At 31.5% G+C, this 23533-nt stretch carries 19 protein-coding genes and 1 tRNA gene; 10 read left to right on the top strand and 10 right to left on the bottom strand.

Annotated features, from left to right (window positions below; genetic code table 11):
* Positions 1 to 14 precede the first annotated feature (14 nt).
* Entirely contained in the window at positions 15 to 1655 is a 1641-nt protein-coding gene (gene pgi / locus QM746_RS01245) for a glucose-6-phosphate isomerase (RefSeq protein WP_414982551.1), read from the bottom strand.
* A 118-nt stretch (positions 1656 to 1773) separates the two neighbouring features.
* Complete coding sequence (locus tag QM746_RS01240) at positions 1774 to 2622, bottom strand: hypothetical protein (RefSeq protein ID WP_414982550.1); 849 nt, start codon at positions 2620 to 2622, stop codon at positions 1774 to 1776.
* A 79-nt stretch (positions 2623 to 2701) separates the two neighbouring features.
* On the opposite strand from QM746_RS01240, the gene QM746_RS01235 reads away from it, so the two are divergent.
* A complete protein-coding gene (locus tag QM746_RS01235; protein ID WP_414982549.1) occupies positions 2702 to 4132 on the top strand; it encodes a glycoside hydrolase family 125 protein in 1431 nt (476 codons plus the stop codon).
* Positions 4133 to 4222: 90 nt separating this feature from the next.
* Here QM746_RS01235 and QM746_RS01230 read toward each other — a convergent pair whose 3' ends face one another.
* The 3 genes from QM746_RS01230 to lon form a co-directional block, all read right to left on the bottom strand.
* Positions 4223 to 5134, bottom strand: coding sequence for a DUF4349 domain-containing protein (locus QM746_RS01230; protein ID WP_414982548.1), 912 nt, complete (start codon positions 5132 to 5134; stop codon positions 4223 to 4225).
* A 139-nt stretch (positions 5135 to 5273) separates the two neighbouring features.
* Positions 5274 to 6386: an AI-2E family transporter gene (locus tag QM746_RS01225; protein ID WP_414982547.1), complete on the bottom strand. Its 1113-nt coding sequence runs from the start codon at positions 6384 to 6386 to the stop codon at positions 5274 to 5276.
* Between the two features lie 75 nt (positions 6387 to 6461).
* Positions 6462 to 8855: an endopeptidase La gene (gene lon / locus QM746_RS01220; protein ID WP_414982546.1), complete on the bottom strand. Its 2394-nt coding sequence runs from the start codon at positions 8853 to 8855 to the stop codon at positions 6462 to 6464.
* 250 nt (positions 8856 to 9105) lie between these two features.
* Between lon and QM746_RS01215 the strand changes: the two genes are divergently transcribed.
* From QM746_RS01215 to serS, 9 genes are all read left to right on the top strand, one after another.
* Positions 9106 to 11250, top strand: a complete 2145-nt coding sequence (locus QM746_RS01215) for a SurA N-terminal domain-containing protein (protein ID WP_414982545.1) — start codon at positions 9106 to 9108, stop codon at positions 11248 to 11250.
* A 128-nt stretch (positions 11251 to 11378) separates the two neighbouring features.
* Positions 11379 to 12323, top strand: coding sequence for an MlaD family protein (locus tag QM746_RS01210; protein WP_414982544.1), 945 nt, complete (start codon positions 11379 to 11381; stop codon positions 12321 to 12323).
* Between the two features lie 34 nt (positions 12324 to 12357).
* Positions 12358 to 13683 (top strand): 4Fe-4S dicluster domain-containing protein, encoded by a 1326-nt coding sequence (locus tag QM746_RS01205; protein WP_414982543.1) that lies wholly within the window; start codon positions 12358 to 12360, stop codon positions 13681 to 13683.
* A 97-nt stretch (positions 13684 to 13780) separates the two neighbouring features.
* A complete protein-coding gene (locus QM746_RS01200) occupies positions 13781 to 14566 on the top strand; it encodes a (Fe-S)-binding protein (RefSeq protein WP_414982542.1) in 786 nt (261 codons plus the stop codon).
* Between the two features lie 64 nt (positions 14567 to 14630).
* Positions 14631 to 15119 carry a hypothetical protein gene (locus tag QM746_RS01195; protein ID WP_374364954.1) on the top strand — a complete coding sequence of 163 codons (489 nt, stop codon included), beginning with the start codon at positions 14631 to 14633 and terminating at the stop codon, positions 15117 to 15119.
* A 111-nt stretch (positions 15120 to 15230) separates the two neighbouring features.
* Positions 15231 to 16370 carry a glycosyltransferase gene (locus tag QM746_RS01190; RefSeq protein ID WP_414982541.1) on the top strand — a complete coding sequence of 380 codons (1140 nt, stop codon included), beginning with the start codon at positions 15231 to 15233 and terminating at the stop codon, positions 16368 to 16370.
* Positions 16367 to 17605: an oligosaccharide flippase family protein gene (locus tag QM746_RS01185; protein ID WP_414982540.1), complete on the top strand. Its 1239-nt coding sequence runs from the start codon at positions 16367 to 16369 to the stop codon at positions 17603 to 17605. The genes QM746_RS01190 and QM746_RS01185 overlap by 4 nt, the downstream gene beginning before the upstream one ends.
* 18 nt (positions 17606 to 17623) lie before the next feature.
* Positions 17624 to 18133 (top strand): hypothetical protein, encoded by a 510-nt coding sequence (locus QM746_RS01180; RefSeq protein WP_414982539.1) that lies wholly within the window; start codon positions 17624 to 17626, stop codon positions 18131 to 18133.
* Between the two features lie 109 nt (positions 18134 to 18242).
* The gene (gene serS / locus QM746_RS01175) at positions 18243 to 19511 is read left to right on the top strand and encodes a serine--tRNA ligase (protein WP_414982538.1); all 1269 of its coding nucleotides are present in this window, start codon (positions 18243 to 18245) and stop codon (positions 19509 to 19511) included.
* 83 nt (positions 19512 to 19594) lie between these two features.
* On the opposite strand, the gene QM746_RS01170 is transcribed toward serS, so the two are convergent.
* The 5 genes from QM746_RS01170 to QM746_RS01150 form a co-directional block, all read right to left on the bottom strand.
* Positions 19595 to 19873, bottom strand: a complete 279-nt coding sequence (locus tag QM746_RS01170; protein ID WP_374364964.1) for an NIL domain-containing protein — start codon at positions 19871 to 19873, stop codon at positions 19595 to 19597.
* A 326-nt stretch (positions 19874 to 20199) separates the two neighbouring features.
* Positions 20200 to 20270 (bottom strand) — tRNA-Cys (locus QM746_RS01165).
* Positions 20271 to 20348: 78 nt separating this feature from the next.
* Positions 20349 to 21761: a molybdopterin-synthase adenylyltransferase MoeB gene (gene moeB / locus QM746_RS01160; protein ID WP_414982537.1), complete on the bottom strand. Its 1413-nt coding sequence runs from the start codon at positions 21759 to 21761 to the stop codon at positions 20349 to 20351.
* Positions 21762 to 21772: 11 nt separating this feature from the next.
* Complete coding sequence (locus QM746_RS01155) at positions 21773 to 22204, bottom strand: Mov34/MPN/PAD-1 family protein (RefSeq protein ID WP_414982536.1); 432 nt, start codon at positions 22202 to 22204, stop codon at positions 21773 to 21775.
* A 1-nt stretch (position 22205) separates the two neighbouring features.
* Complete coding sequence (locus QM746_RS01150; RefSeq protein ID WP_414982535.1) at positions 22206 to 23138, bottom strand: PLP-dependent cysteine synthase family protein; 933 nt, start codon at positions 23136 to 23138, stop codon at positions 22206 to 22208.
* Positions 23139 to 23533 lie beyond the last annotated feature (395 nt).

Genomic DNA, 23533 nt, shown 5'->3' with positions numbered 1-23533 from the left:
TTTATTTTTCAAATTTACTTATTTTCTTTGAAGTAATTAATTAATCCGTTAGTAGAAGAATCGTGAGAGCTTACTTTTTCATTATCAGTAAGTTCTGGAAGGATTTTTCCTGCTAAAACTTTTCCTAATTCTACTCCAAATTGGTCAAAACTAAATACATTCCAAATAGTACCTTGTACAAAAATTTTGTGTTCGTATAGAGCAATTAATTGTCCTAATGAGAAAGGCGTTAATTCATTAATAAAGAATGAATTAGTAGGTGTGTTTCCTGCGAAAGTTTTATATCTTGTTAATTTTGCAATTTCTTCTTCAGATTTTCCTTCTTTTATCAATTCTGCTTTTGCTTCTTCTTCTGTTTTACCAAAAGCTAAAGCTTCTGTTTGAGCAAAGAAATTTGCCAATAATTTTGGTTGATGGTCAGACACTTGGTTGCAAGATTTCACAAAAGCAATAAAATCTGCAGGAATAAGTTCTGTTCCTTGGTGAATTAATTGATAGAAAGCGTGTTGTCCATTTGTTCCTGGTTCTCCCCAAATAATTGGTCCGGTTTCGTAGGTTACATATTCGCCGTTTCTGTCCACAGATTTTCCGTTAGATTCCATATCTCCTTGCTGAAGATATGCTGCAAATCTATCTAAATACTGTGAGTAAGGCAAAATAGCATAAGAACTAGCATCGAAGAAATTTCTGTACCAAATTCCCAAAAGTCCCATCAAAACAGGAACGTTTTCTTTGAAATCTGCTGTTTGGAAATGTACATCTGTTTCGTGAGCTCCTTTTAATAAATTTTCGAAATTTTCATAACCAACAGCCAAAACAATACTTAGACCAATGGCACTCCAAAGCGAATATCTTCCGCCAACCCAATCCCAGAATTCAAAAGCGTTTTCTTCTGCAATTCCGAATGCTTTTACAGCAGCAATATTGGTAGATAAAGCCACGAAATGTTTTGCAACATCTTCTTCTTTTCCTGCTTTTAAGAACCAATCTTTAGCAGAATGTGCATTCGTCATGGTTTCTTGAGTAGTGAAAGTTTTAGACGCTACAATGAAAAGCGTAGTTTCAGGATTTAAGTTTTTTACGACTTCTACAATATGATTTCCATCTACATTCGAAACGAAATGTACATTTAATCTAGTTTTAAAATGTTTAAGCGCAGAAACCACCATTACAGGCCCTAAATCTGAACCACCAATCCCGATGTTTACAACATCTGTAATTTCTTTTCCGCTGAATCCTTTGTGTTGTCCTGAAATTACTTTTTCAGAGAAAGCCTTCATTTGGTCTAGAACTTTTTTGATGGCAGGTTTTATATTTTCTCCGTCCACGAGAGTCTCTTTATCAGAAAAATCTCTCAAAGCAGTATGTAGAACGGCTCTTTTTTCGGTTTCGTTAATTTTTTCTCCAGAAAACATTGCGTTGATAGCAGCTTTCAATTGCGTTTCTTCAGCCAATTGAAGCAATAAGTCAAATGCTTTTTGGTCTATTAAATTTTTAGAGAAATCGAATAAATAATTGTCTCTTTTCACAGAAAACTGATTGAAACGTTCCGGATTATTTTGAAATAAATTTCTCAATTCAAAATCGTTATTTGCAAAATGCTCATTTAACGCTTTCCAAGCAGTTGTATTTTCTGGGTTTATTTTTGGCAACATAATTTATATTTTTTTTAATTTTACATTAAATTCAACCTCATACATCGAATTTTCTCAATTGCAAATTTACGGAAAAATAAAAGTCCCTAAAAATTTAGAGACTCTATTTAACATGATTTTAATCTGTGAGGTCTATTTCAATAGAAAGATGATTATATTTTTCTTTTTGATTAATCTTCATCCAAATTGATTTTATTTTAACATACAATTCATTTTTCTCAGATTTTTGGCAGTAAATTTCTGGGTTTATAAAAGTTTCATTTCTTAAATTTTTTTTATCATAGGTAACTTTTTGGGTGTAAGAATTTTCTTCATTAATAATCCATTCAAAACCGATAAAAATGCCTTCCTTAGGAAATAGAATAGGATTTTTTTCAAAACTAACTTCATTAATCTTTTTTCCTTTTTCACATGAAACTACAAAATTTTTCCAAATTTCATTACTTGGCTTTCCATTTTCATTTTTGTAGAAGACGAGATTGATTTTTGCGGGAGTTTTCATATCAACAACTTTACTCAAAAATTTTATCTTCTTAATAAATGCTTTTTGTAAGGTATTTTCATCGTTTTTAAATAAATCTACAATAGTCCAAGTGTTTTTTGATGCAAGAAAAGAATGATTGGTGCTTCTAATTATTTTACCTAAAGTAAATGAGTTTTGATTTTTTTGTTTAATTATTTCTACACCTTCAATATCCTTATACTTTGGTTTTAATGAGTAAACATTTTGATAAGTTTTTACTAAAAAATCTTCATATCCAAAACATTCTATTTTATCAATTTCTTCGTTTTCAGAGAGTGTAAATTCTCCGTTTTCTTCAGAATTTTTATAATAATCTTTGCCCTTGAAAAATATTTTTGCATAAGAAATAGGCTGGTTGTTTTCGGAGTCAACAATTTTTATTTTTTCTTGACCAAATATTAAGCAAAATAGAAATATAAAGATGATTGTGAAAGTATTTTTCATGGTTTTAATTTTAAAGTAAAATTACTACGATTCAGTTTTATTTTACTAATTTTAAATAATAAATTTTAGTTAAAATAAAATGCTTTCCAGAAGAAAATTTATCAAGAATTCTAGTCTTGGTTTTGGCTTCGCAATGATGCCAACAAGTTTCAATTTTTTTGAATTGAATGATTTTGTTTCTCAAAGACCTGAACTTTCCAAAAGAAAATTTGTTTCTAAATCGGTAGAAAATGCCATCAAAAAAGTTAAAAAATCTATTGCTGACGAAGAGTTGGCTTGGATTTTTGAAAATTGTTTTCCCAATACTTTAGATACTACCGTTAATTATTATCAAAAAAACGGAAAACCTTACACTTACGTTATTACAGGTGATATTGATGCAATGTGGTTGAGAGATTCTTCGGCGCAAGTTTTTCCTTATTTGAGTTTGGCAAAAGAAGATGAAAAACTCAAAAATTTAATAAAAGGTGTAATTAACAAACAAGTAGAATTTGTTTTGCTAGATCCTTATGCTAATGCTTTTTATGATGATAATCAGAAAATTAGTGAGTGGAAAAACGATTTTACCGAAATGAAACCTGGCGTTCACGAAAGAAAATGGGAAGTAGATTCTCTGTGTTATGTGATGAGATTGTCTTATCATTATTGGAAAACAACGGGAGATGCTTCTATTTTTGATGAAGATTGGAGAAATGCCATGCTTTTGATTCTGAAAACTTTCCGAGAACAACAACGAAAAGAAAATAAAGGTCCTTATAAATTTCAGCGAGGCAACGGAAATCCTCTCGATACACAATTTGGTAGTGGTTACGGAAATCCTACTCATAAAAACGGACTGATTCATTCTATGTTTCGTCCTTCTGATGATGCTACTTTTTATCCGTATTTAATTTCTTCAAATATGTTTGCGGTAGTTTCGTTAAGACAAATTTCTGAAATTTTCGCCACTCAATTTCCTAGTTTAAATATTGATAGTCAATTTACTGCAATGGCTAATGAAGTGGACGGTGCGATTAGGAATTATGCAGTTTTTGAGCATCAAAATTTTGGTAAAATCTACGCTTTAGAGATTGATGGTTTCGGGAATGCTCTTTTTATGGACGATGCCAATGTTCCGAATTTGCTATCGATTCCTTATTTGGGATATACTTCTTATCACGATGAAATTTATAAAAATACCCGAAAATTTTCTTTGAGCAAAAGCAATCCTTGGTTTAATGAAGGGAAATTTGCAAAAGGAATTGGCGGCCCTCACGTTGGCGAAAATAAAATTTGGCCTCTTGGTTTAATTATGCAAGCTTTGACAACGGATGATGACGAAGAAATTTTCTATTGTTTAAAAATTATAAAAAATACTCACGCAGGAACTGGTTTTATCCACGAATCTTTTGATGTAAACAATCCGAAATATTTTTCCAGAAGTTGGTTTGCTTGGGCTAATACGCTTTTCGGTGAGTTAATTTTGCATTTGTACGAAAAGAAACCAGAGATTTTGAAGAGAAAGTTTTGATTTTGTAACACAAATTTTTTTTTTTAAAAATTCTCGCAGATTTTGCCAATTTTCGTCTATTTAATTAGCCGAATCTGCGAGAAGGGGAATTTATTCTTGATTTTCTAGTTTTATTTCTTTTGAATTAGTTTTTCTTCTTTTCCAGAAATAAAAACTAATTCCAATAATTAAAATGAGAGGCCAAATGGTAAATAATCCTACAATAATTTCTTGAGTTAAATAAAATCCTTTAATAATTGCATTTTTAACATCGTAAAAGAAATTGTAGCGATATTGATTGTCGAAGTTTTTGGTATTGGTAATCGCAATTGTAGAAATTCTGGTAGATGGCTCTTTTAAATAAAGACTTACAGTACTGTATTTCAGGTTATCGCTAAGGTTGTAAGTTGCTAATTTTTGGTTGTTTTGTTCGGAAAGATTATTGTCTGCTAAGTTTACTTTTTCGGCATTACTTTTAATTTTTTGAATATTATTTTCCGTTTTTTTCATTCTTTTTTCTTCTAAATTTGCCATCATAATATTTGCAGAAACATCTTCTGCGGTTATATTTCTGGTATGAAGAAACAGGTTAGATTTATTTACAAATTCTAAAAATTCTCCCAATTTTACAGTAGGAATTCTTACTTCCATATCGTTTACTTGCCCGAATTCTCTCACTAATTTAGCTTCGTTATCATTTATTGGGAAATTTTCTTCGGAAATAATGTTAGAATGCAATTCGCTTTTCGTTACAAAGCCGCCCATTTCTTTCAGTTGTTTTTCAACGCCAATGGTAGTTTGGTAAACATCTTTTACTTCCATGCTTACTTGAGCTGTTTTGATGAATTTTTTGCCTTCTACTTCTTGAGTTGCAGCCATAGAAATGCTGTCTGATGAAATAGCAACAGACGAACTATCTGAAATTTCTGGATTTCCGTATTCGGAAGATTCGCTTTTTTTGCACGCAATTACACTAATGGTTACGGCGAAGAATAATGCCGCAGTTTTAAGGTTTGAGTTCATAACTTTGAGGTTTTAGATTATTGATACTCAAAGTTCAGAAGGAATTTTTTGTAAAGTTTGTAAATGAAATTTTTAGTTTTTGTAAAGTTGATTTTCAATACAAGTTTCAGATTTACAGTATTTTGTAAAATAATTGAAGTTAATTTTTCTCTTCTATCGTAATGGATTCGGAGATTTTTATTCTTTTTTTCTTTTTGAGAGGTTTTTCGTCTTCGCCAAGAAGTTTCCCCCAAGCGTGAAGATTTTCTACACGTTCGAAAATGATTTTCAAAATTGCTAAAGCCGGAATGCAAAGAAACATTCCTGCAATTCCCCAAAATTGTTCGCCAACAATAATTCCAATAAAAGAGAAAAGGGCATTAATTTTTACTTTAGAACCTACAACAAAAGGAAGAATTAAATTTCCATCAATAACATGAACGCCAATGTATCCTAAAAAAACGTAAACTGTGGTAGAAGCTTCGCCCGTTGCAAATGAAATAAAACAAGCGATAAGTGCAGAAATTGAAATTCCCAAATATGGTATTACATTTAAAATTCCTGTGAGAACACCCAAAAGAACTGCGTATTTTATACCGAGAATACTTAATGAAATTGATGTAAGTACAGAAACAATAATGATTTGAATAATTAATCCTGTGATGTATTGTTTAATCATATTTTGAACTGCCAAAACAGTGTCTTCAACTTTACTTTTGTGTTTTTCATCAAAAACATTTACAATAAAACGGTTGAGAATTCTTCGGTAATTTAAGATAAAGATGAAAAAGATAACACAGAAAAACAGAAATCCTAATCCCGATGAGAAAACGCTTAAAGTGAAACCAATAATAATTCCGGATGAAGAAAGTAACTTGTTGAGACCTTCGTTCATGTATTTGAATTGTTCGTTGGTGTTTACATCAAATGTTTTAGAAATCCATCTTTGTAAATCGTTAAAAAGAACGGTAAATTGTCTTTCCAGATGCGGTAAATCTTTACTGAAACTAGAAAGTTGTGTCGCAAAAAAATAGAAAAGTCCATAAATAGTGAAAAGCAAAATGAGCAAAGAAAATATGGTGGAAACAGAACGTGGAAACCATAGTTTTTTTTCTAAAAAGTTAGAGAGTGGCAAAAATAAAAGAGCTAATAAAAAGGCAAGAAAAAAAGGAGCAAGTATGCTTTCTCCTAGTTTAATTAAATATCCAATTCCTATAATGCTTATAATGGCTAAAGCTAATTTTGATATGAAAGGAAGAGACAGCGGTTTCATTTTTCTAAATTTTGTTTAAAAATAATAAAACCTCACCAAAAATAGATGAGGTTTTGTATAAATTTTGCTTTGTCGTTATTTTTCAATAGCTAATTCTACCACTTCGTTCATTGTTTTTACATAATGAACTTTCATGTTTTTCAGATATTTTTGGTTGATTTCTTCTACATCTTTTTTGTTGTCTGCACACAATATTACTTCTTTTACATCTGCTCTTACGGCGGCAAGAAGTTTTTCTTTAATTCCGCCAACTGGTAAAACTTTTCCTCGAAGTGTTATTTCTCCTGTCATTGCGATGTGTGGTCTTACTTTTTTGTTGGTAAAACTAGAAACCATAGACGTAAACATTGCAATTCCGGCACTTGGTCCGTCTTTTGGAGTTGCGCCTTCAGGAACGTGAACGTGGATGTTTTTCTTTTCTAAATCTTCACTGTCAATTCCTAAATCTTTATGTTTTGCTTTGATGTATTCTAAAGATAAAGTAGCACTTTCTTTCATTACATTTCCGAGGTTTCCGGTCATGCTAAGATTTCCTTTTCCGTTGCTAAGAATGCTTTCTATATAAAGAATATCTCCACCAACCGAAGTCCAAGCCAAGCCTGTTACCACACCTGGAACATCCGTCATTTCAGAAAAATTTTTTGGAATCGGGACACCCAAAATTTCATCAATTTTATCAATTGAAATTTTTTGATTGTAATCTTTTTCCATGGTAATTTGTAAAGCTACCCAACGTGCAATTTTTGCAATATGTTTTTCTAATCTTCTTACGCCGCTTTCTCTGGTATGCGCTTCTACAACGTGTGCAATTTCTTTATTTCCTAGTTTGAAAGAATCTGGTGTTAAACCATTTTCTTCCATTTGTTTTTTTATAAGGTGTCTTTTTGCAATTTCTACTTTTTCTTCGATGGTATAACCAGAAAGTTGAATGATTTCCATTCTGTCTAAAAGCGGAGTTTGAACTGTAGAAAGTGAATTGGCAGTTGCAATAAACATCACTTTTGATAAGTCGTAACCAATTTCTAAGAAATTATCATAGAAATTATTGTTTTGTTCAGGGTCTAAAACTTCTAAAAGTGCAGAACTTGGGTCTCCGTGTATGCCTTGTCCTAATTTGTCAATCTCGTCTAAAACAATTACAGGATTAGAAGTTCCTGCTTTTTTTATAGATTGAAGCAATCTTCCTGCCATTGCACCAATATAGGTTTTTCTATGTCCGCGGATTTCAGATTCGTCGTGCAAACCGCCCAAACTCATTCTTACATATTTTCTGCCAAGAGCATCAGCAATAGATTTTCCTAGAGAAGTTTTACCAACTCCTGGAGGCCCTACTAAACATAAAATTGGAGACTTCATGTTTTTTTTGAGTTTTAAAACAGCCATGTGTTCTAAAATTCTTTTCTTGATGTCTTCTAGTCCGAAATGGTCTTTGTTGAGTACTTTTTCCGCTTTTGGAATGTCAAAAATATCTTTTGAGAGGTTGTTCCAAGGTAAATCTGTAAAAAAATCTAGGTAATTTCTCTGTACATTATAATCTGGAGCATTAGGATTATGGCGTTGTAATCTTTTCAGTTCTTTTTGAAAATGTTCTTCAATTTCTGGGTTCCAAGAGATTTTTTCTGCTTTTGCTTTTAACTCTTCAATATCAGTTTCTGTTCCGCCGCCTAATTCTTCTTGTATGGTTCTAATTTGTTGATTTAGAAAGTATTCTCTTTGTTGTTTGTCAAGGTCTTTAGAAGTTTTTTGATGAATTTGGTTTTTTAATTCTAATTTTCTGAAATCGTCGTGCATTAATTCGTAGCATTTTTTTGCACGATTCATCAAAGATTTTTCTTCTAAAAGTTTTTGTTTTTGTTCTGAGCCAAAATTTCCGTTGGTACAGATGAAATTAAGTAAATCTTTAGGATTATCAATATTTCTAATGGCGAAATTTGCAGCTCCTGGGATATTTGGGTCTAGTTCTATTATTTTGATAGCCAAGTCTTTAATGTTGTCTATTAAAGCTTCAAATTCTTCTTTCTTTTTGGTGGAAGAATCTTTTAATTTTTCAATTTCTGCTAAAAAATAGGGCTCTGTTTGGACGTAGTTTTTTACTTTAAATCTTTGAATTCCTCTAGTGATTGCAGAGATATTTCCGTCTGGTAATTTAATAATTTTGATAATTTTAGCAATTGTTCCTACTTGGTACAAATCTTCTTCTGTAGGACTTTCGAGATTAGAAAATTTTTGACTTACAACGCCAATCATGTCTCCAATTTTGTGAGAATCTTCGAGTAATTTGATAGATTTTTCTCTTCCGGCAGTAATAGGAATTACTACGCGTGGAAACATAACCATATTTCGAACGGGAAGTATTGGGAATATATTTTGAGCTTTTTCTTGAGAGGTTTCTGTAGTGTCTTCTTCTGCTACAATACTGAAGCCATCTTCTAATAAGTTTTCAAATGCGATATCTTCTATTTCAATCATAATTGTAAAAATTTTAAAAATGACAAATTGTCATTTTTTAGTCAAAAGTATACGATTTCTATAGTCAAAAATTAATTTGTCTATGCTGTAATACTTGGTTTGTATAATGGCGCAATAGTTATGCCAAGAGTTAAATTTGACAAATTTTCCTTTTTTTCCTTTTTATAGGTTTGAAAATGAGTGATAAAATTTCTATATTATATTAAAATTGTGTATTTTCGCACACTGATTTTAAATACATATATATAAAATGTCAATTACAGCTTCAATACGAAAGAAACCTTGGTTATTATTAGGAATGATTTTCATAGCGCTTTTAGCTTTTTTGGTAAATCCTGATAGTATGGACAAAATGTTTGGTAAAGACCCCAATATTTTAGGAAAGGTAAATGGTGAAGAAATCACAAGAGATGAATTTAATGACCAATTAGGTTTGTTGCAACAACAGTCTCAAGGGCGTCCACAGCAAGGTTTGGAAGAACAAGCTTGGCAAACTTTGGTACAGTCTAAACTTATCAAACAGCAGTTTGAAAAAATGGGTTTAAAACTTACCGATGAGATTTTCTGGAGCCAACTTCAGTTCGATCCAATGTTTTCTATACAAAGTGCTCCTCAAAATTATGATGAGAAAGGAAACTTTAAGGTAGCTGAAATTAAAAAACAGATTGAAGAATTACAACAAAAAGATGTAAACCAATACAACGAGTGGTTGAAAGTTAAAAAATCTATCGAATATAGAATGATGGCAAGACAACTTTTTGCTAATGTTTCATCTGCCGTTACTGCAAATAAAAAAGAAGCTTCTGAACTTATCAAACAAAGAGACCAGTTAGCAAATATTGATTTTGTAAAAGTAGATTATGCTGCTTTTGCTGCTAAAAATCCTGTAACAGTTACTACAAAAGATTTGGCAGATTATATTCAAAAACATCCTGTGATGTTTAAGTCGCCAGCTACAAGAAATTTAGGTGTTGTATTTTTCCCTGCGAAGCCAAGTGCTGCGGATGATGCTTTGGTACTTAAAGAAATTAATCAATTATACAATGTAGGAGTAGATAACGGAAACGGTTTAGAAAGTTTTAAAAATACGCCAAGCGATTCTATGTTTGTAGAGTTGAATTCTGAAGCTCAAATTAAATATGGTTATGTTTCAGACCAAGAAGTGCCTCAAGAAGCTCAAGGTTTTGTGAAATCTGCTGCTCCAGGTCAATTCTTCGGGCCTTATAAGTCTTCAGATAAATATTATGTTACTAAATTGGTGAGCAAGGGTGAAGCTACTCAACCAAAACATATATTAATTTCTTTTGTAGGAAGTGATATTGCTAAGCAAGATAAAAGTATTACAAAAACAAAAGAACAAGCTAAGCAATTAGCAGATGAAATTGCTGCAAAAGTAAAAGCAGATCCTGCCTCTTTTCAACAATATTTACCAGAGTCTTCAGATAAAGGTTCTGCTCAGCAAGGTGGTATTGTTGGATGGAATTTACCTGGTCAAAAACAATTTGTTAAACCTTTTCAAGATTTTGTAAATACTGCTCCAAAAGGTGCTGTAGGAGTTGTGGAAACTCAATTTGGTTATCACGTAATTGTTATTGAAAACAAAATGCCGGTTTATAAAATTGCGAACTTAGCAAAAGATATTAAAGCTTCTAAAGAGACTGAAAACAAAGTTTATACTGAAGCCAATACATTTATACAATCTATACAAGGGAAAAGCTTTAACGATTTTTCTAATGCGGCTAAAAAGAAAAATTACAATTTCCAAAATCCAAAATCTTTATTGAGATTCCAAGGGCAGATTTCAGGTTTAGGAACAGATAAAGACGAAGAAGTTCTAGCTTGGGCTTTTAATGGAGAAAGAAATAAAGGAGATAGTAATATTTTCACAACTGGAAACGGAGATTATATTGTAGCATATCTAAATGGAAAACAAGAAGCTGGTATTGCAGACCCAGAATCTGTTAGAGAACAAATAGAACCAATTGTTAAGAATAAGCTTTTAGCTAAAAAAATAATTGAGAAAATTAATGCTGCAAAAGCAGGAAATCTTGATGCTGTAGCAAAATTATTTGGAACAACTAAGCAAAGTGCACAAGTGAATCTATTCTCTCCAAATGTAGGAGGTGGTATGGAACCAAAAGTAGCAGGTGCAGCATTTGGTATTGCTAATAATAAAGTTTCTGCTCCGGTAGAAGGTTTCACAGGGGTTTATGTTGTTACTAAAAAATCTGTAACTACAAACAAACAACCAGGAGATGTAAAACAAATTATGCAAGCAATGCAACAGCAAAATGCTCAGATGTTTGGTCAATCTCTAATGAAGAGTTTACAAGATAATGCAAAAATTGATGATTATAGAATTGAAGTTTGGGAAAAAGCTTCTAAAGCAAAATAATCTGAATTTTATAGAATTTTTAAAAGCGACTTTTTTTGAAAGTCGCTTTTTTTAATAATAATATGTAGATTTTGTAACAAAACATAATTTTTAAAAGTAGTATATTTGCGCATTATAAAAAGAATATAGTGAAATTTACAAGAGAAATAAAAGCAGGGCTTATCGCATTATTAGCAATTGTAGGATTTTTTTTCCTATTCCAATTTATGAAAGGTAGAAGTTTCTTTACAACAGATAATATTTATTACGCAAAGTTTGATAATGTAGAAGGATTAGAACAGTCTAATCCAATTTCTATAAACGGTTTAAAAGTAGGACAAGTAGAAAAAATTATTCCTCAGACAGGCAAAGATGGTAAATTGTATTTTGTGGTAAAGCTTTTAGTAGATAAAGAATATCATTTTTCTAAAAGTTCTAAAGCTGAAATTTTTGAACCAGGTATTATGTCTGGCAAAGAAATGAGAGTTAATTTGGTGTACGACAATGCTCCGTTGGCAAAAGATGGAGATACATTAAAAGGCGCTTATCAATCTTCTTTAATGAATAGTCTTTCGTCTCAAGTAGGTCCTGTAAAAGACCAATTACAAAGTGTTTTAACAAAAGTAGATTCTGCTATTGCTTCTACTAATAAAATTCTAGACGAACAAAACAGAAGAGAAATCAAAATGCTTTTGTCTAGTCTTAATCAAACGGTAGCATCTTTTAAAGCAACTTCGGATAATACAAACAAACTTATTTCTAACAATCAAAAAGGAATTGAAGAAGTAGTTTCTAATGCAAACGAAACCATGAAATCTGCTAAAGTAGCGGTAGATAAATATGGTAAAGTAGCCGAAAATATTGATACTAAAAAACTTAATCAAACCGTAGAAAAATTGTCTGAAGTTTCTGGTAAGCTTAACGATGTACTTGCGGGCATTGAAAATGGAAAGGGAAGTTTAGGTAAATTGGCAAAAGACGAAGCGCTTTACAATAATTTGAGCGATACTTCTAACAATCTCAATATTTTAATTAAAGACATTAAAGAAAATCCTAAGCGTTACATAAATATTTCTGTTTTCGGTAAAAAATAAAAATTGTATTTTTGAGGGAAACAAAAACTTTAGCATGCAATATTTAGATAATGTTTTATTCCTTCTCTTATTGATAGCAGGTTTCGGGCTTTTTTTTAAAAGTCTTAAAGAAATCTACAGAAATATAAAACTAGGAAGAGAAATTAATCGCTCAGACAATCCTTTGGAAAGATGGAAAGTAATGGCGAAAGTTGCTCTTGGGCAAAGCAAAATGAAGAAACGTCCAGTTGCGGCAATTCTTCACTTGTTTGTTTACGTAGGTTTTGTAATTATCAATATTGAATTAATCGAGATAATTGTTGACGGAATTTTCGGTACTCATAGATTTTTATCAACCATTTTCGGAGATACTTTTTATGGAATTTTCACAGCAACTCTAGAAGTTTTAGCCGCATTAGTAGTAATTGCAGTTGTGGCATTTTTCATCAGAAGAAATGGTATTAAAATCCCTAGATTAAGCTCTATTGAATTAAAAGGTTGGCCAAAACACGATGCCAATTGGATTTTAGTGATAGAATTCTGCTTGATGATGGCGTTCTTCAAAATGAATGCGGCAGATTATTACGCCGATGCGCAATGGAATGTTCAGCATTTCACAAATAATTTTCCAATTTCAAAACATTTATTTTTCTTTTTTAAAAATTTTAGTTTAGAAACACTCCATTTCATAGAACAAGCAGCTTGGTGGTTTCATTTTGTTGGGATTTTGTTCTTTATGAACTATCTTTATTATTCTAAACATTTACACATCATTTTTGCTTTCCCAAACACTTGGTATTCTAATTTGGAGAAAAAAGGAAAATTTAATAATCTGGATTCTGTAACCAAAGAAATTAAGTTGATGATGGATCCTAATGCAGATCCTTACGCTGCTCAACCAGAAGGAGCAGAAGCGCCAGCGAAATTCGGAGCTGAAGATGTTTTTGATTTGAATCAAGTTCAATTATTAAACGCATATTCCTGCACAGAATGTGGAAGATGTACTGCTGTTTGTCCGGCAAATATTACAGGAAAAAAGCTTTCACCACGTAAAATCATGATGTCCACAAGAGACAGAATTGAAGAAGTAGGTAAAAATATCAACAAAAACGGAAAATTTATAGATGATGGCAAAAAACTTTTGAACGATTACATCACCAAAGAAGAACTTTGGGCTTGTACAAGTTGTAATGCTTGTGTAGAAGCTTGTCCGGTTTTGATAGACCCATTATCAATAATTTTTGAAATGCGTAGATTCTTGGTAATGGAACAATCTGCTGCGCCACAAGAACTTAATATGATGATGACGAATGTTGAAAACAACGCTGCGCCTTGGCAATACAACCAAGCAGACCGATTAAATTGGGCAAACGAAAGTTAGATTTTTGTATAAAGTATTCAAGTAAAAAGTACAATGTACTTTCTTGAAAATATTTAAAATACATTTTACATTAATACATAATACATTTTACAATAAAATGGATTTAAAAATAAAAACAATGGCAGAATATGCTGCCGAAGGGAAATCTCCAGAAGTTCTTTTTTGGGTAGGTTGCGCAGGAAGTTTTGATGATAGAGCCAAAAAAATTACCAAAGCATTTGCTAAAATTTTGAATAAAGTTGGTGTAGAATTCGCTGTTTTGGGGCAAGAAGAATCTTGTACTGGCGACCCTGCAAAACGTGCCGGAAACGAATTTGTTTTCCAAATGATGGCACTTACCAATATCGAAATTCTAAATGCTTACGAAGTAAAGAAAATCGTAACGGCTTGTCCGCATTGTTTTAATACTTTGAAGAATGAATACCCAAGTTTGGGTGGTAATTACGAAGTGATGCATCATACACAATTGCTTCAACAATTGATGGAACAAGGAAGATTGAAAATTGAAGGAGGGAATTTTAAAGGTAAAAAAATCACGTTCCACGACCCTTGTTATTTAGGTAGAGCTAATGACGAATACGAAGCACCGAGAATTTTGCTGGAAAAATTAGATGCCGAATTAGTAGAAATGAAACGTTGTAAATCTAACGGATTGTGTTGTGGAGCAGGAGGAGCACAAATGTTTAAAGAACCAGAAAAAGGAAATAAAGACATTAATATCGAAAGAACAGAAGAAGCTTTAGCTTTACAGCCAAACGTAGTTGCAACAGGCTGCCCTTTCTGTAATACGATGATGACAGATGGAGTAAAACACTTTAATAAAAATACAGAAGTAGAAGTAAAAGATATTGTAGAATTGATTGCAGAAGCAGAAGATTTATAGAATTTTGCTGGATGCTAGATATTAGAAGTCGTCCATCATCCAGCATCTAACATCCAACAGTTTTATGAAAATAGAAGAATCAACAATAGTAGAAACTAATGATTTTAAAGTCATTATTTATCCTGCTTCAAGAGCTTTAACCGCTAAAGAAGTAAAAGAAATTACAGAAAAATTATACGATTTTCTTCCCACTTGGAACGCTCACGGAAAAGGATTAACGTCTTCATTTAAAATAGATTACAAACAATTCATTGTCATCACTGTAGATGAAGAAAAAGTACAAGCTTCTGGCTGTTCTATGGATTCTCTTAATGGTTTAATGAGAGAGATAGAAGCTACTTATCAATTGGGAATTTTTGATAGAATGAAGGCTTGTTACAGAGAAAATGGTGAAATTAAAACCCTAAAACTTACAGATTTTAGAAGTGCTGTAAGAAATGGTGAAATTTCTGACGAAGTGGAGGTTTTCGATTTTTCTAAAGATACTTATGTGAATTATCTTTCAGATTTTTTACTTCCTTTCAAGAGAAGTTGGGCAAGTTTTATTAAATAAAAATAATTAGAGTCGGGCTTTAGTCCGACTTTTTAATTAAAATCTAATTGACTTTAGTCAAAATTAAAATTCCTTGAAAGTTTTCTTTAAATTTGTGGAAATCATAATTTTTTGAATTCAAATAAAAGATTTAAAGTGCTTTTCATTTCGTCTTGGTTTCCTAATAAATTAGAACCCACGAATGGAAATTTTGTTCAACGTCATGCCGAAGCCGTTTCATTGCTTCATGATGTTGAGATTCTCCATGCAATAGGTGATTCTACCCAAAATGAAAAGTTTATTTTTGATGATAAAGTGATTAATGGAATTAGAACTTTGATAGTTTATTATAAAAATTCTAAAAATCCTTTATTGAATTTTTATCGCAGGATGAAAGCTTATCAATTGGGATTCAAAAGAGTGGAAAAGCCAGATTTGGTGCACGGAAATGTTCTTCATAATAATATGCTTTTTGCAGTTTATTTAAAGAAAAAATATAAAGTTCCATTTGTGATAACTGAGCATTGGTCTGCATTTTTAAGTGTTAATCAAAATAAATTGTCAAAAGCAAAAAAGTTCATTGCCCAAAAAATTGCTGAAAAAGCAGAACTGATAATACCTGTTTCAGAAAATTTAGGAAATGGATTAAAAAATTTAGAAATTAAGAAGCCGATAGAAGTGATTGGTAATGTGATTGATACAGATTTGTTTTCAATGAATAATGGGCAAAAAAACGAATTTATTTTTTTACATATTTCAAATTTAATTCCGCTAAAAAATCCTGAAAAGATAATAAAAGTTGCGTCCAAACTATACGAAACGCATCCTTATTTTCAGTTACAAATTGGCGGTGATGGAAATGTAGAAGAGCTAAAAAATTGGGTGAAAAAGTACAACGCCGAAGCTTTTACAGAGGTTTTTGGGATGATTGCTCACCATGAAGTAGCTCAAAAAATGAAAGATGCTAGTTGCTTCTTGCTTTTCAGTGATATGGAAACTCAAGGAATTGTACTTTTAGAAGCTTTTTCTTCGGGTATTCCTGTAATTGCAACTAGAGTGGGTGGCATTCCCGAAACTGTAGATGAGAGTAGAGGAATTTTAATTGAAAAAAATAATGAAAATGAGCTGTTAGTTGTGATGAAAGATATTTTGGACAACAAAAAGATTTTTGGGAGACCAGATGAAATTCGAAATTATGTTTTGCAGAATTTTTCTAAAAAAATAATCGCCAAAAAATTTTCTGAAATCTATGATTTAATCCTAAAAAAATGATTCAGTTTATAAAAAATTTTTTTCAGCAAAGTGGGGCTTGGGTAGCATCTTCTTTTTTTGTATCTAAGATTTCTGCTTTTTTACTTACTCTTTTTATGGCGAGAATTTTATCTCAATCAGATTTTGGATGGGTGATGTATGGGCTGAATTATTTGGGGTTTTTTATTCCGTTCATTGGGTTGGGAAGTTCTCACGGTACACTAAGGTTTGCCGCAATTGCTCAAGATAAATTAGAAAAAGAGAAAGTAATACAATATTCATTTTCTTACGGATTATTGCTGAATTTTTTGGTAAATTTTATTATGCTGTTTTTGGCTTTTGTTATTTTTGGCAAAGGCAATCAGTTGTTAATTGTATCTGTTTTTAGTGTTAGGCTTTTTGGTTTTTTCCTTTTAGACCAAGCTAAAGCAGAAATTAGAGGAAGGCATAATAATAAGAAATTCGGACAGTTGGATTTGATATTCAATTTAATTTCCTTGTTGTCTGCAGTACTTTTTTCATACTTTTTTGGAGTGAATGGTTATATTTTTAGTCTTTGTTTGTCTCCTTTTGTGGTTTTGTTATTTCATAGGTTTAAATTTTCTTTTAGTAAAAAAATATTTGCAGATTTTACCCAAAAAGAATTTTGGAGATTTAGTATTTCTATGGCGCTTACCAATCAAATTTCGGAACTTATTTTTTTATTAGATGTTTTTTTTATAGGAATTTTTCTCAATAATACAGCTGTAGCGCAGTATAGAATTTATTCTGTGATACCATTTAATTTGTTTTTTCTTTCGGCTTTGTTTTTTCAAACAGCGTATCCAAAACTTTGCGAAAACCATCAGAATAATAAATTTCAATTAGATTTTCTTTATAATTTCTGGAAATTAATGTTGCCAATTTCGATATTAATTCTCGTTTTTGGATTTTCGTTCAGCGAATTTATTTTAAAATTCTTTGGAGGTGATTATTATAAAAACACTGCTGTTTTTAGGATTTTACTTGTTGCAGCTGTTGGTGTTTTATTTTTGAGAACGCCGTTCGGGTATTTGCTTTCATCCAAAGGAAAATCGAATTACAATTTAATTGCTTCTTCTATATCAGTAATTTCATTAGTTGTTTTCATAAAGCCAGTGATTCTAAATTTCGGTTTAGAAGGAGTTGCGTGGCTTAGTTTATGCAATTTATTTTTAATCGGAATTTTTCAATTGATTTCTTATTTTTATATAGTTTATGATGGTTCTAAAACTTGAAAAAATTATCTTTGTAAAATGAATTCTAGATTTTTTCTTCTTTTCATTCCTGTTTTTCTTCTTTTCTCATGTAGAGGAGAAGATGAAGGTGATTTGCAAAAAATTGACCAAATTATAAATTTGTATATTTCAGATAGTAATGGTGTAGATTTACTCAATACTGATAATACAGATGCTTATACCACTGTTACGCTTCAAGATTTGAATGACCCTGATACTGCACTGAAAACAATTTCTAATTTTTCTATTAAAGAAGATACAGATGGTGTTTCTTATGTAGATTATGCTTCTGGAGCTACAAAATTGCTACAAACTACAGCTGGCGAATATCCGGAAACTTATCAATCCGAATTTTATATCAATTTAAGTAAAACGGTGAATAGTGCTACAGTAACGGATGTTGATACTATAAAGATTCAGTATTCATCTGAGCCTACTCAGTTTAAAGTGTCGAAAATTTGGTATAATAATCAATTGGAATTCACTAAAGTCGGCGATGAAGCTAATATTGTTAAAATCGTAAAATAAAATCCGTAAATTTGCATTAATCATTTGGTGTTAGAGGTTTGAATTTTAATATTTAATTCAAAAAAAGCTCAATCTCAAATCCCAAATTATAAATCTCAAATCAAATAAGATGTTACAAGTAAGTTTTTTGCGCGAACAAAAAGAACGCGTAGTAGAAGGTCTTAAAAAAAGAAATTTTAAGAATCCAGAATTGGTAGAAGAAGCCATTCAACTAGATGATTTAAGAAAAAAAACGCAACAAGATTTAGATTCCCAGCTTTCGGAAATTAATAAAATTTCGAGAGAAATAGGACTTTTGATGAAAGAAGGGAAAAAAGAAGAAGCAGAAGCTGCTAAGTCTAAAACCGCGCAATACAAAGAATCGTCTAAAGAACTTACCACAAAACTTTCGGAAATTGAAGCTTCATTATTGAATGTTTTATATCTTATTCCGAATATTCCTTACGAAAAAGTAGTTGCGGGAGTTTCTGCTGATGATAATGAAGTGATTTATCAATCTCACGAGGTTCACGGTCTCGGTGAAGGTGCGATTCCGCATTGGGAATTGGCGAAAAAATATAATTTGATTGATTTTGAACTAGGTGTTAAAATCGCTGGAGCTGGTTTTCCTGTTTATTTAGGAAAAGGAGCGAGATTGCAACGAGCTTTGGTTCAATATTTTTTAGATAAAAATACTGATGCTGGTTATTTAGAAGTAAATCCGCCACATGTTGTAAATGAGGCTTCTGGTTACGGTACAGGTCAGTTGCCAGATAAAGAAGGGCAAATGTATCATGTTGGTTTGGATGATTTATATTTAATCCCAACTGCCGAAGTTCCTGTTACCAATATTTACAGAGATGTAATTTTGGATGAAAAAGAACTGCCAGTTAAAAACACTGCATTTTCTCAATGTTATAGAAGAGAGGCAGGAAGTTATGGAGCTCATGTGAGAGGTTTGAACAGATTGCATCAGTTTGAAAAAGTAGAAATTGTAAGAATTGAAAAACCTGAAAATTCTTATGAAGCTTTAGAAGAAATGGTAGCTCATGTAAAATCTATTTTAGAAGATTTAGAATTGCCTTTCAGAATTTTAAGATTGTGTGGTGGCGATATGAGTTTTACTTCTGCCATGACTTATGATTTTGAAGTGTGGAGTGCGGCGCAAGAAAAATGGTTAGAGGTTTCTTCGGTTTCTAATTTTGAAACTTTCCAAGCGAATAGATTGAAATGTAGAATAAAAGGTGATGGAAAAACTCAATTAGCTCACACTTTGAACGGTTCTGCAATGGCGTTGCCAAGAATTATGGCGGCTTTGTTAGAGAATAATCAAGTAGAAGGCGGTATAAAATTGCCAAAAATTGTAGCAGAATATGCTAGATTTGAAATGATTGATTAGAAATGTAATTTTTAACGTTATAAAAATCAAAACCACCGAAGTTTTTCGGTGGTTTTTAATAAAATTAAAGGGGAGTATCACATTCATTCATATCCTTTAATTACAGTTTTAATTTTATTTTTTCTGAAAAACTGAAAAGCTGTTTCATTAATTTCTTCTTCACCTTGCAGTTGCAAAAGAATATTACCATAATTGTTTTTGCCAGAGTATTCTACATCTGCTTTTATCAATTTGTAAGGTACTTTGTATTGGTAATCAATCGTGTCAATCAAATCTTTGAAAGTGATGTTTCCTTCTAAAAAAATCTCTACCAGAGGGAAAGTTTCTTTAAGGTTTTCTAAATTTGGCTTTACTGATTTCATAATATTTTATTTAAGGTGTGTCTTTTTATTAAAGTTATTTATAAAAAAAACTCTTCCAAACAATCGGAAGAGTTGATATAATATTTAGATTTTTTGTTTTTAAAAATTTAACTTCCGATACAATAGCAAAATCTTTGCTGCATTTGGTATGCGCAATTCTGAATAGACTTTTGATTGATGTTTGTATTTTGTAATTTAGAGGTCATTTTTATTTTTTTCATTTAATTACCATGCAAATATAGGGGTAAAAAATTAATAAATACATTTTTTATGTTAAATTTTATAAAAATAATGGGGTTGTTCTGTTTTTTTTATATTTTTTTTTGAGGCGCCGATCGGGTTCGAACCGATGTAGTAGCTTTTGCAGAGCTCTGCCTCACCTCTCGGCCACAGCGCCAATTTTGAAATAAATTTTATAGTTTTGATGTTTTTTAGGTTTAATATCAAAATTTAAGCAAAATCTATTTCAAATAATTTAAGATTGAATTGCTAATGGCAAAAGAGTTTCTTGTTCTATAGCCAGAATTCCCCCTTTTAGATTATAAAGATTTTCAAATCCTTTTTCTTCAAGTTGTCTTATTGCTTTTGCGCTTCTTGCTCCAGATCTACAATGGATAACAACTTTTCTGTTTTTATCTATTTCGTTGCTTCTTTCTAAAATTTCGCCTAAAGGAATTAAGTGAGCTCCTATATTCACTTGTTCGTATTCAGAAGGTTCTCTTACATCAATTATTTGAAAATCATCACCATTGCTTATCCAATGTTCTAATTCTAATGTTGAAATTTCTTTTATTGGTGTTTCTATAGCTTTTACACCGCAGAATAATTCGTAGTCAACAAGTTTTTTTATTGCTGGAGAATTATTCCTTTTGGAGATTTTTAAAGTTCTTGTTTCGAAAGTTAGTGCATCAAATACAAAAAATTTTCCACTGAGAGGTTCTCCAACTCCTGTTATCACTTTTATTACTTCATTGGCTTGTAAAGAACCAATAATTCCAGGTAAAACACCTAAAACACCACCTTCTGCACAATTGGGTATTAATCCTGGCTCTGGCGGGGTAGGATATAAATCTCTATAATTTGGTCCTGTTATACCATTTTTATCTGTGTAATTAAATACAGAAACTTGTCCTTCAAATTGAAAAATTGAAGCGTACACATTTGGTATTCCTGCAAGTACACTAGCGTCGTTTACCAAATATCTTGTTGGGAAATTGTCTGTTCCGTCTGCTACTACATCATAATCTTTTATAATTTCTAAAGCATTTTTTGATGTAAATTGTGTATTGTAAGTTTTTATTTTAATATATGGATTGAGTTGTTTCAATCTAATTTTTGCAGCTTCTACTTTTGGTTGTCCAATATTTTCAATCCCGAATAAAACTTGTCTCTGTAAGTTACTATCATCTACTACATCTAAATCTACAATTCCTAGAGTGCCAACTCCTGCGGCTGCTAGATATAATAAAAGTGGACTGCCTAGACCTCCTGAACCAATTACCAATACTTTTGATTCTTTTAATTTTTTTTGAGCTTCTAACCCAAATTCTGGGATGATGATGTGTCTGTTGTATCTTGCTAATTCTTCTTTAGAAAATATTGTTTCTTCTTCTCCACTTCCTCCCGCAATTGCAGGAATAATGCTAATTGTGGAGTTTTTTTCAATTGTTGTTTCTTCTTCTTTTAAGCTTCTAATGTCTTCGTCTTCTAAGAAAATATTTACAAATCCTCTTATTTTTCCGTTCTCGTCTATCAGATTTCTTTTAACGTCAGGATAGTTTAGTGTTAAATCATCTAATGCTTCCTTTATGGTATTTCCTTCTACCGAAATCTTTGATTGTTGATTGGTGAATTTTCTTAATGGTGTAGGTATAATAATTGTTGCCATTTTATTTATTTTTAAGGTGTTACAGATTTAATTTCTACAATTTTTTCTTCTTCAAACTGAAAATTGTCATTTAGTATCCAAGATTGAATTGATGGTATTTCTTTTTCATTTACCGAAATAATTATGTAAGAGAAAAAAGGTTGAGCCGCAAGTCTATCGTGTTCGCTAGGTATAGATGGATGATTTGGATGAGAATGATAAATGCCAAGTAGTGTAAGGCTTTTCTTTTCTGCGTACAATTCTGCATTTAGATAATCTTTAGCAGTAATTTCGAATCTTCTTCTCTTATCTCCGCTCTTTGCGTTTTCTACAACTAGTATTTCCGTTATTTCTCTTTCTTCTCCTTGTTCATTTCCAAAGAAAAAACCACAACATTCATCAGGGAAAGTTCTAAAAGCGTCTTCTTGAAGTTGTTGTTTTATATTTTCGTTCAGTATTAACATTTTAAATGATTTTTTTAATTAATTCACCATATTTATCTGCATTGTCTGGTAATACAGTAATGATGGTTCCTTTTTCTATTTGTTTTGAAAGATGTACAGCTCCGGCAATATTTGCGGCAGATGAAGGACTGATAGGGAAGCCATAATATTCATAAAATTTTGCAATATATTGATGAGAAATAAGAGTGTTAACTTCTATAATTCCGTCTGCAATGCTTTCGTCGTAGATTTTGGGAATAGTTACGGTTTCCAGATGTTTCCATCCTTCCAAAGCATGCAATGCAAAATCTGGTTGCAAAGCAATTGTTTTAATTTCTGGATTGTACTCTTTTAATTTTCTAGAGGTTCCTACAAAAGTTCCTGTAGTTCCCAAACCTGCTACAAAATGAGTTATTTCTGGTTTTTCATTAATAATTTCTACAGCCGTTCCGTTGTAGTGTGCTTTCCAGTTGTTGTCGTTGGAATATTGATCTGCGTAGAAAAATTTTTCAGGATTTCTGTAGGCTAAATCTTTTGCTGCATCTTGAGCTTCGTCTGTTCCTCCAAATTTTGAAGTGTAAATAATTTCTGCGCCTAAAGATTTTAAAATTTGCTTGCGTTCTGTAGAAGCGTTTTCCGGAAGTAGTATTGTTACTTTTAATCCTAATTCTTTGCCTATTGTAGCATAGGCAATGCCAGTATTTCCGCTTGAAGCGTCTAACAGAGTCTTGTCTGGCGTAATTTTATGTTCCAAAATTGCATTTTTGATGATATTGTATGCAGCTCTGGCTTTCACACTTCCGGAAAGTTGCTTCCATTCTAATTTAGCAAAGATTTGAACGTTTTTGTTTTCATGGAAACCCTCAATTTTCAATATTGGAGTGTTTCCAATTTTTGTTTCTAGTTTCAATAATTTTGATTCTAAAGTATCGGTTGAAGTTAATGTTGAAATCATATCTAGTTTTGTTTTAGTGAATAAAAAAAGGCTTTACGCTGTGTCGTAAAGCCTTTAAAAAAATAAAATGAGCAATAACAATTAGACACAGTTTTTTAATGGAGTACATTTCATACAACATTTTTTAGCTGGCTTATTGTTCATGTTATTTTTCATATCAATTAATTTTTGTAATTTTTTTTGAGATTGAATTAAAATAAAAAACTCTTCCAAAGGTATCGGAAGAGTTAGGTATATTGATAAATTATTTATCTAAAGTGTATTATCCGATACAACAAATGCTTTTTTGCATACAAGCACAACAAACCATCATAGATGTCTTGCAAGCGTTGTTATATTGGATATTATTGTTCATTTTTTATTTAAAATTATCCTTTTTTGGATGAATTATTGAT

The organism is Cloacibacterium sp. (genome assembly GCF_047601505.1).
Taxonomy (GTDB): Bacteria; Bacteroidota; Bacteroidia; order Flavobacteriales; family Weeksellaceae; genus Cloacibacterium.
This window is presented reverse-complemented; position numbering and strand designations above follow the sequence as displayed.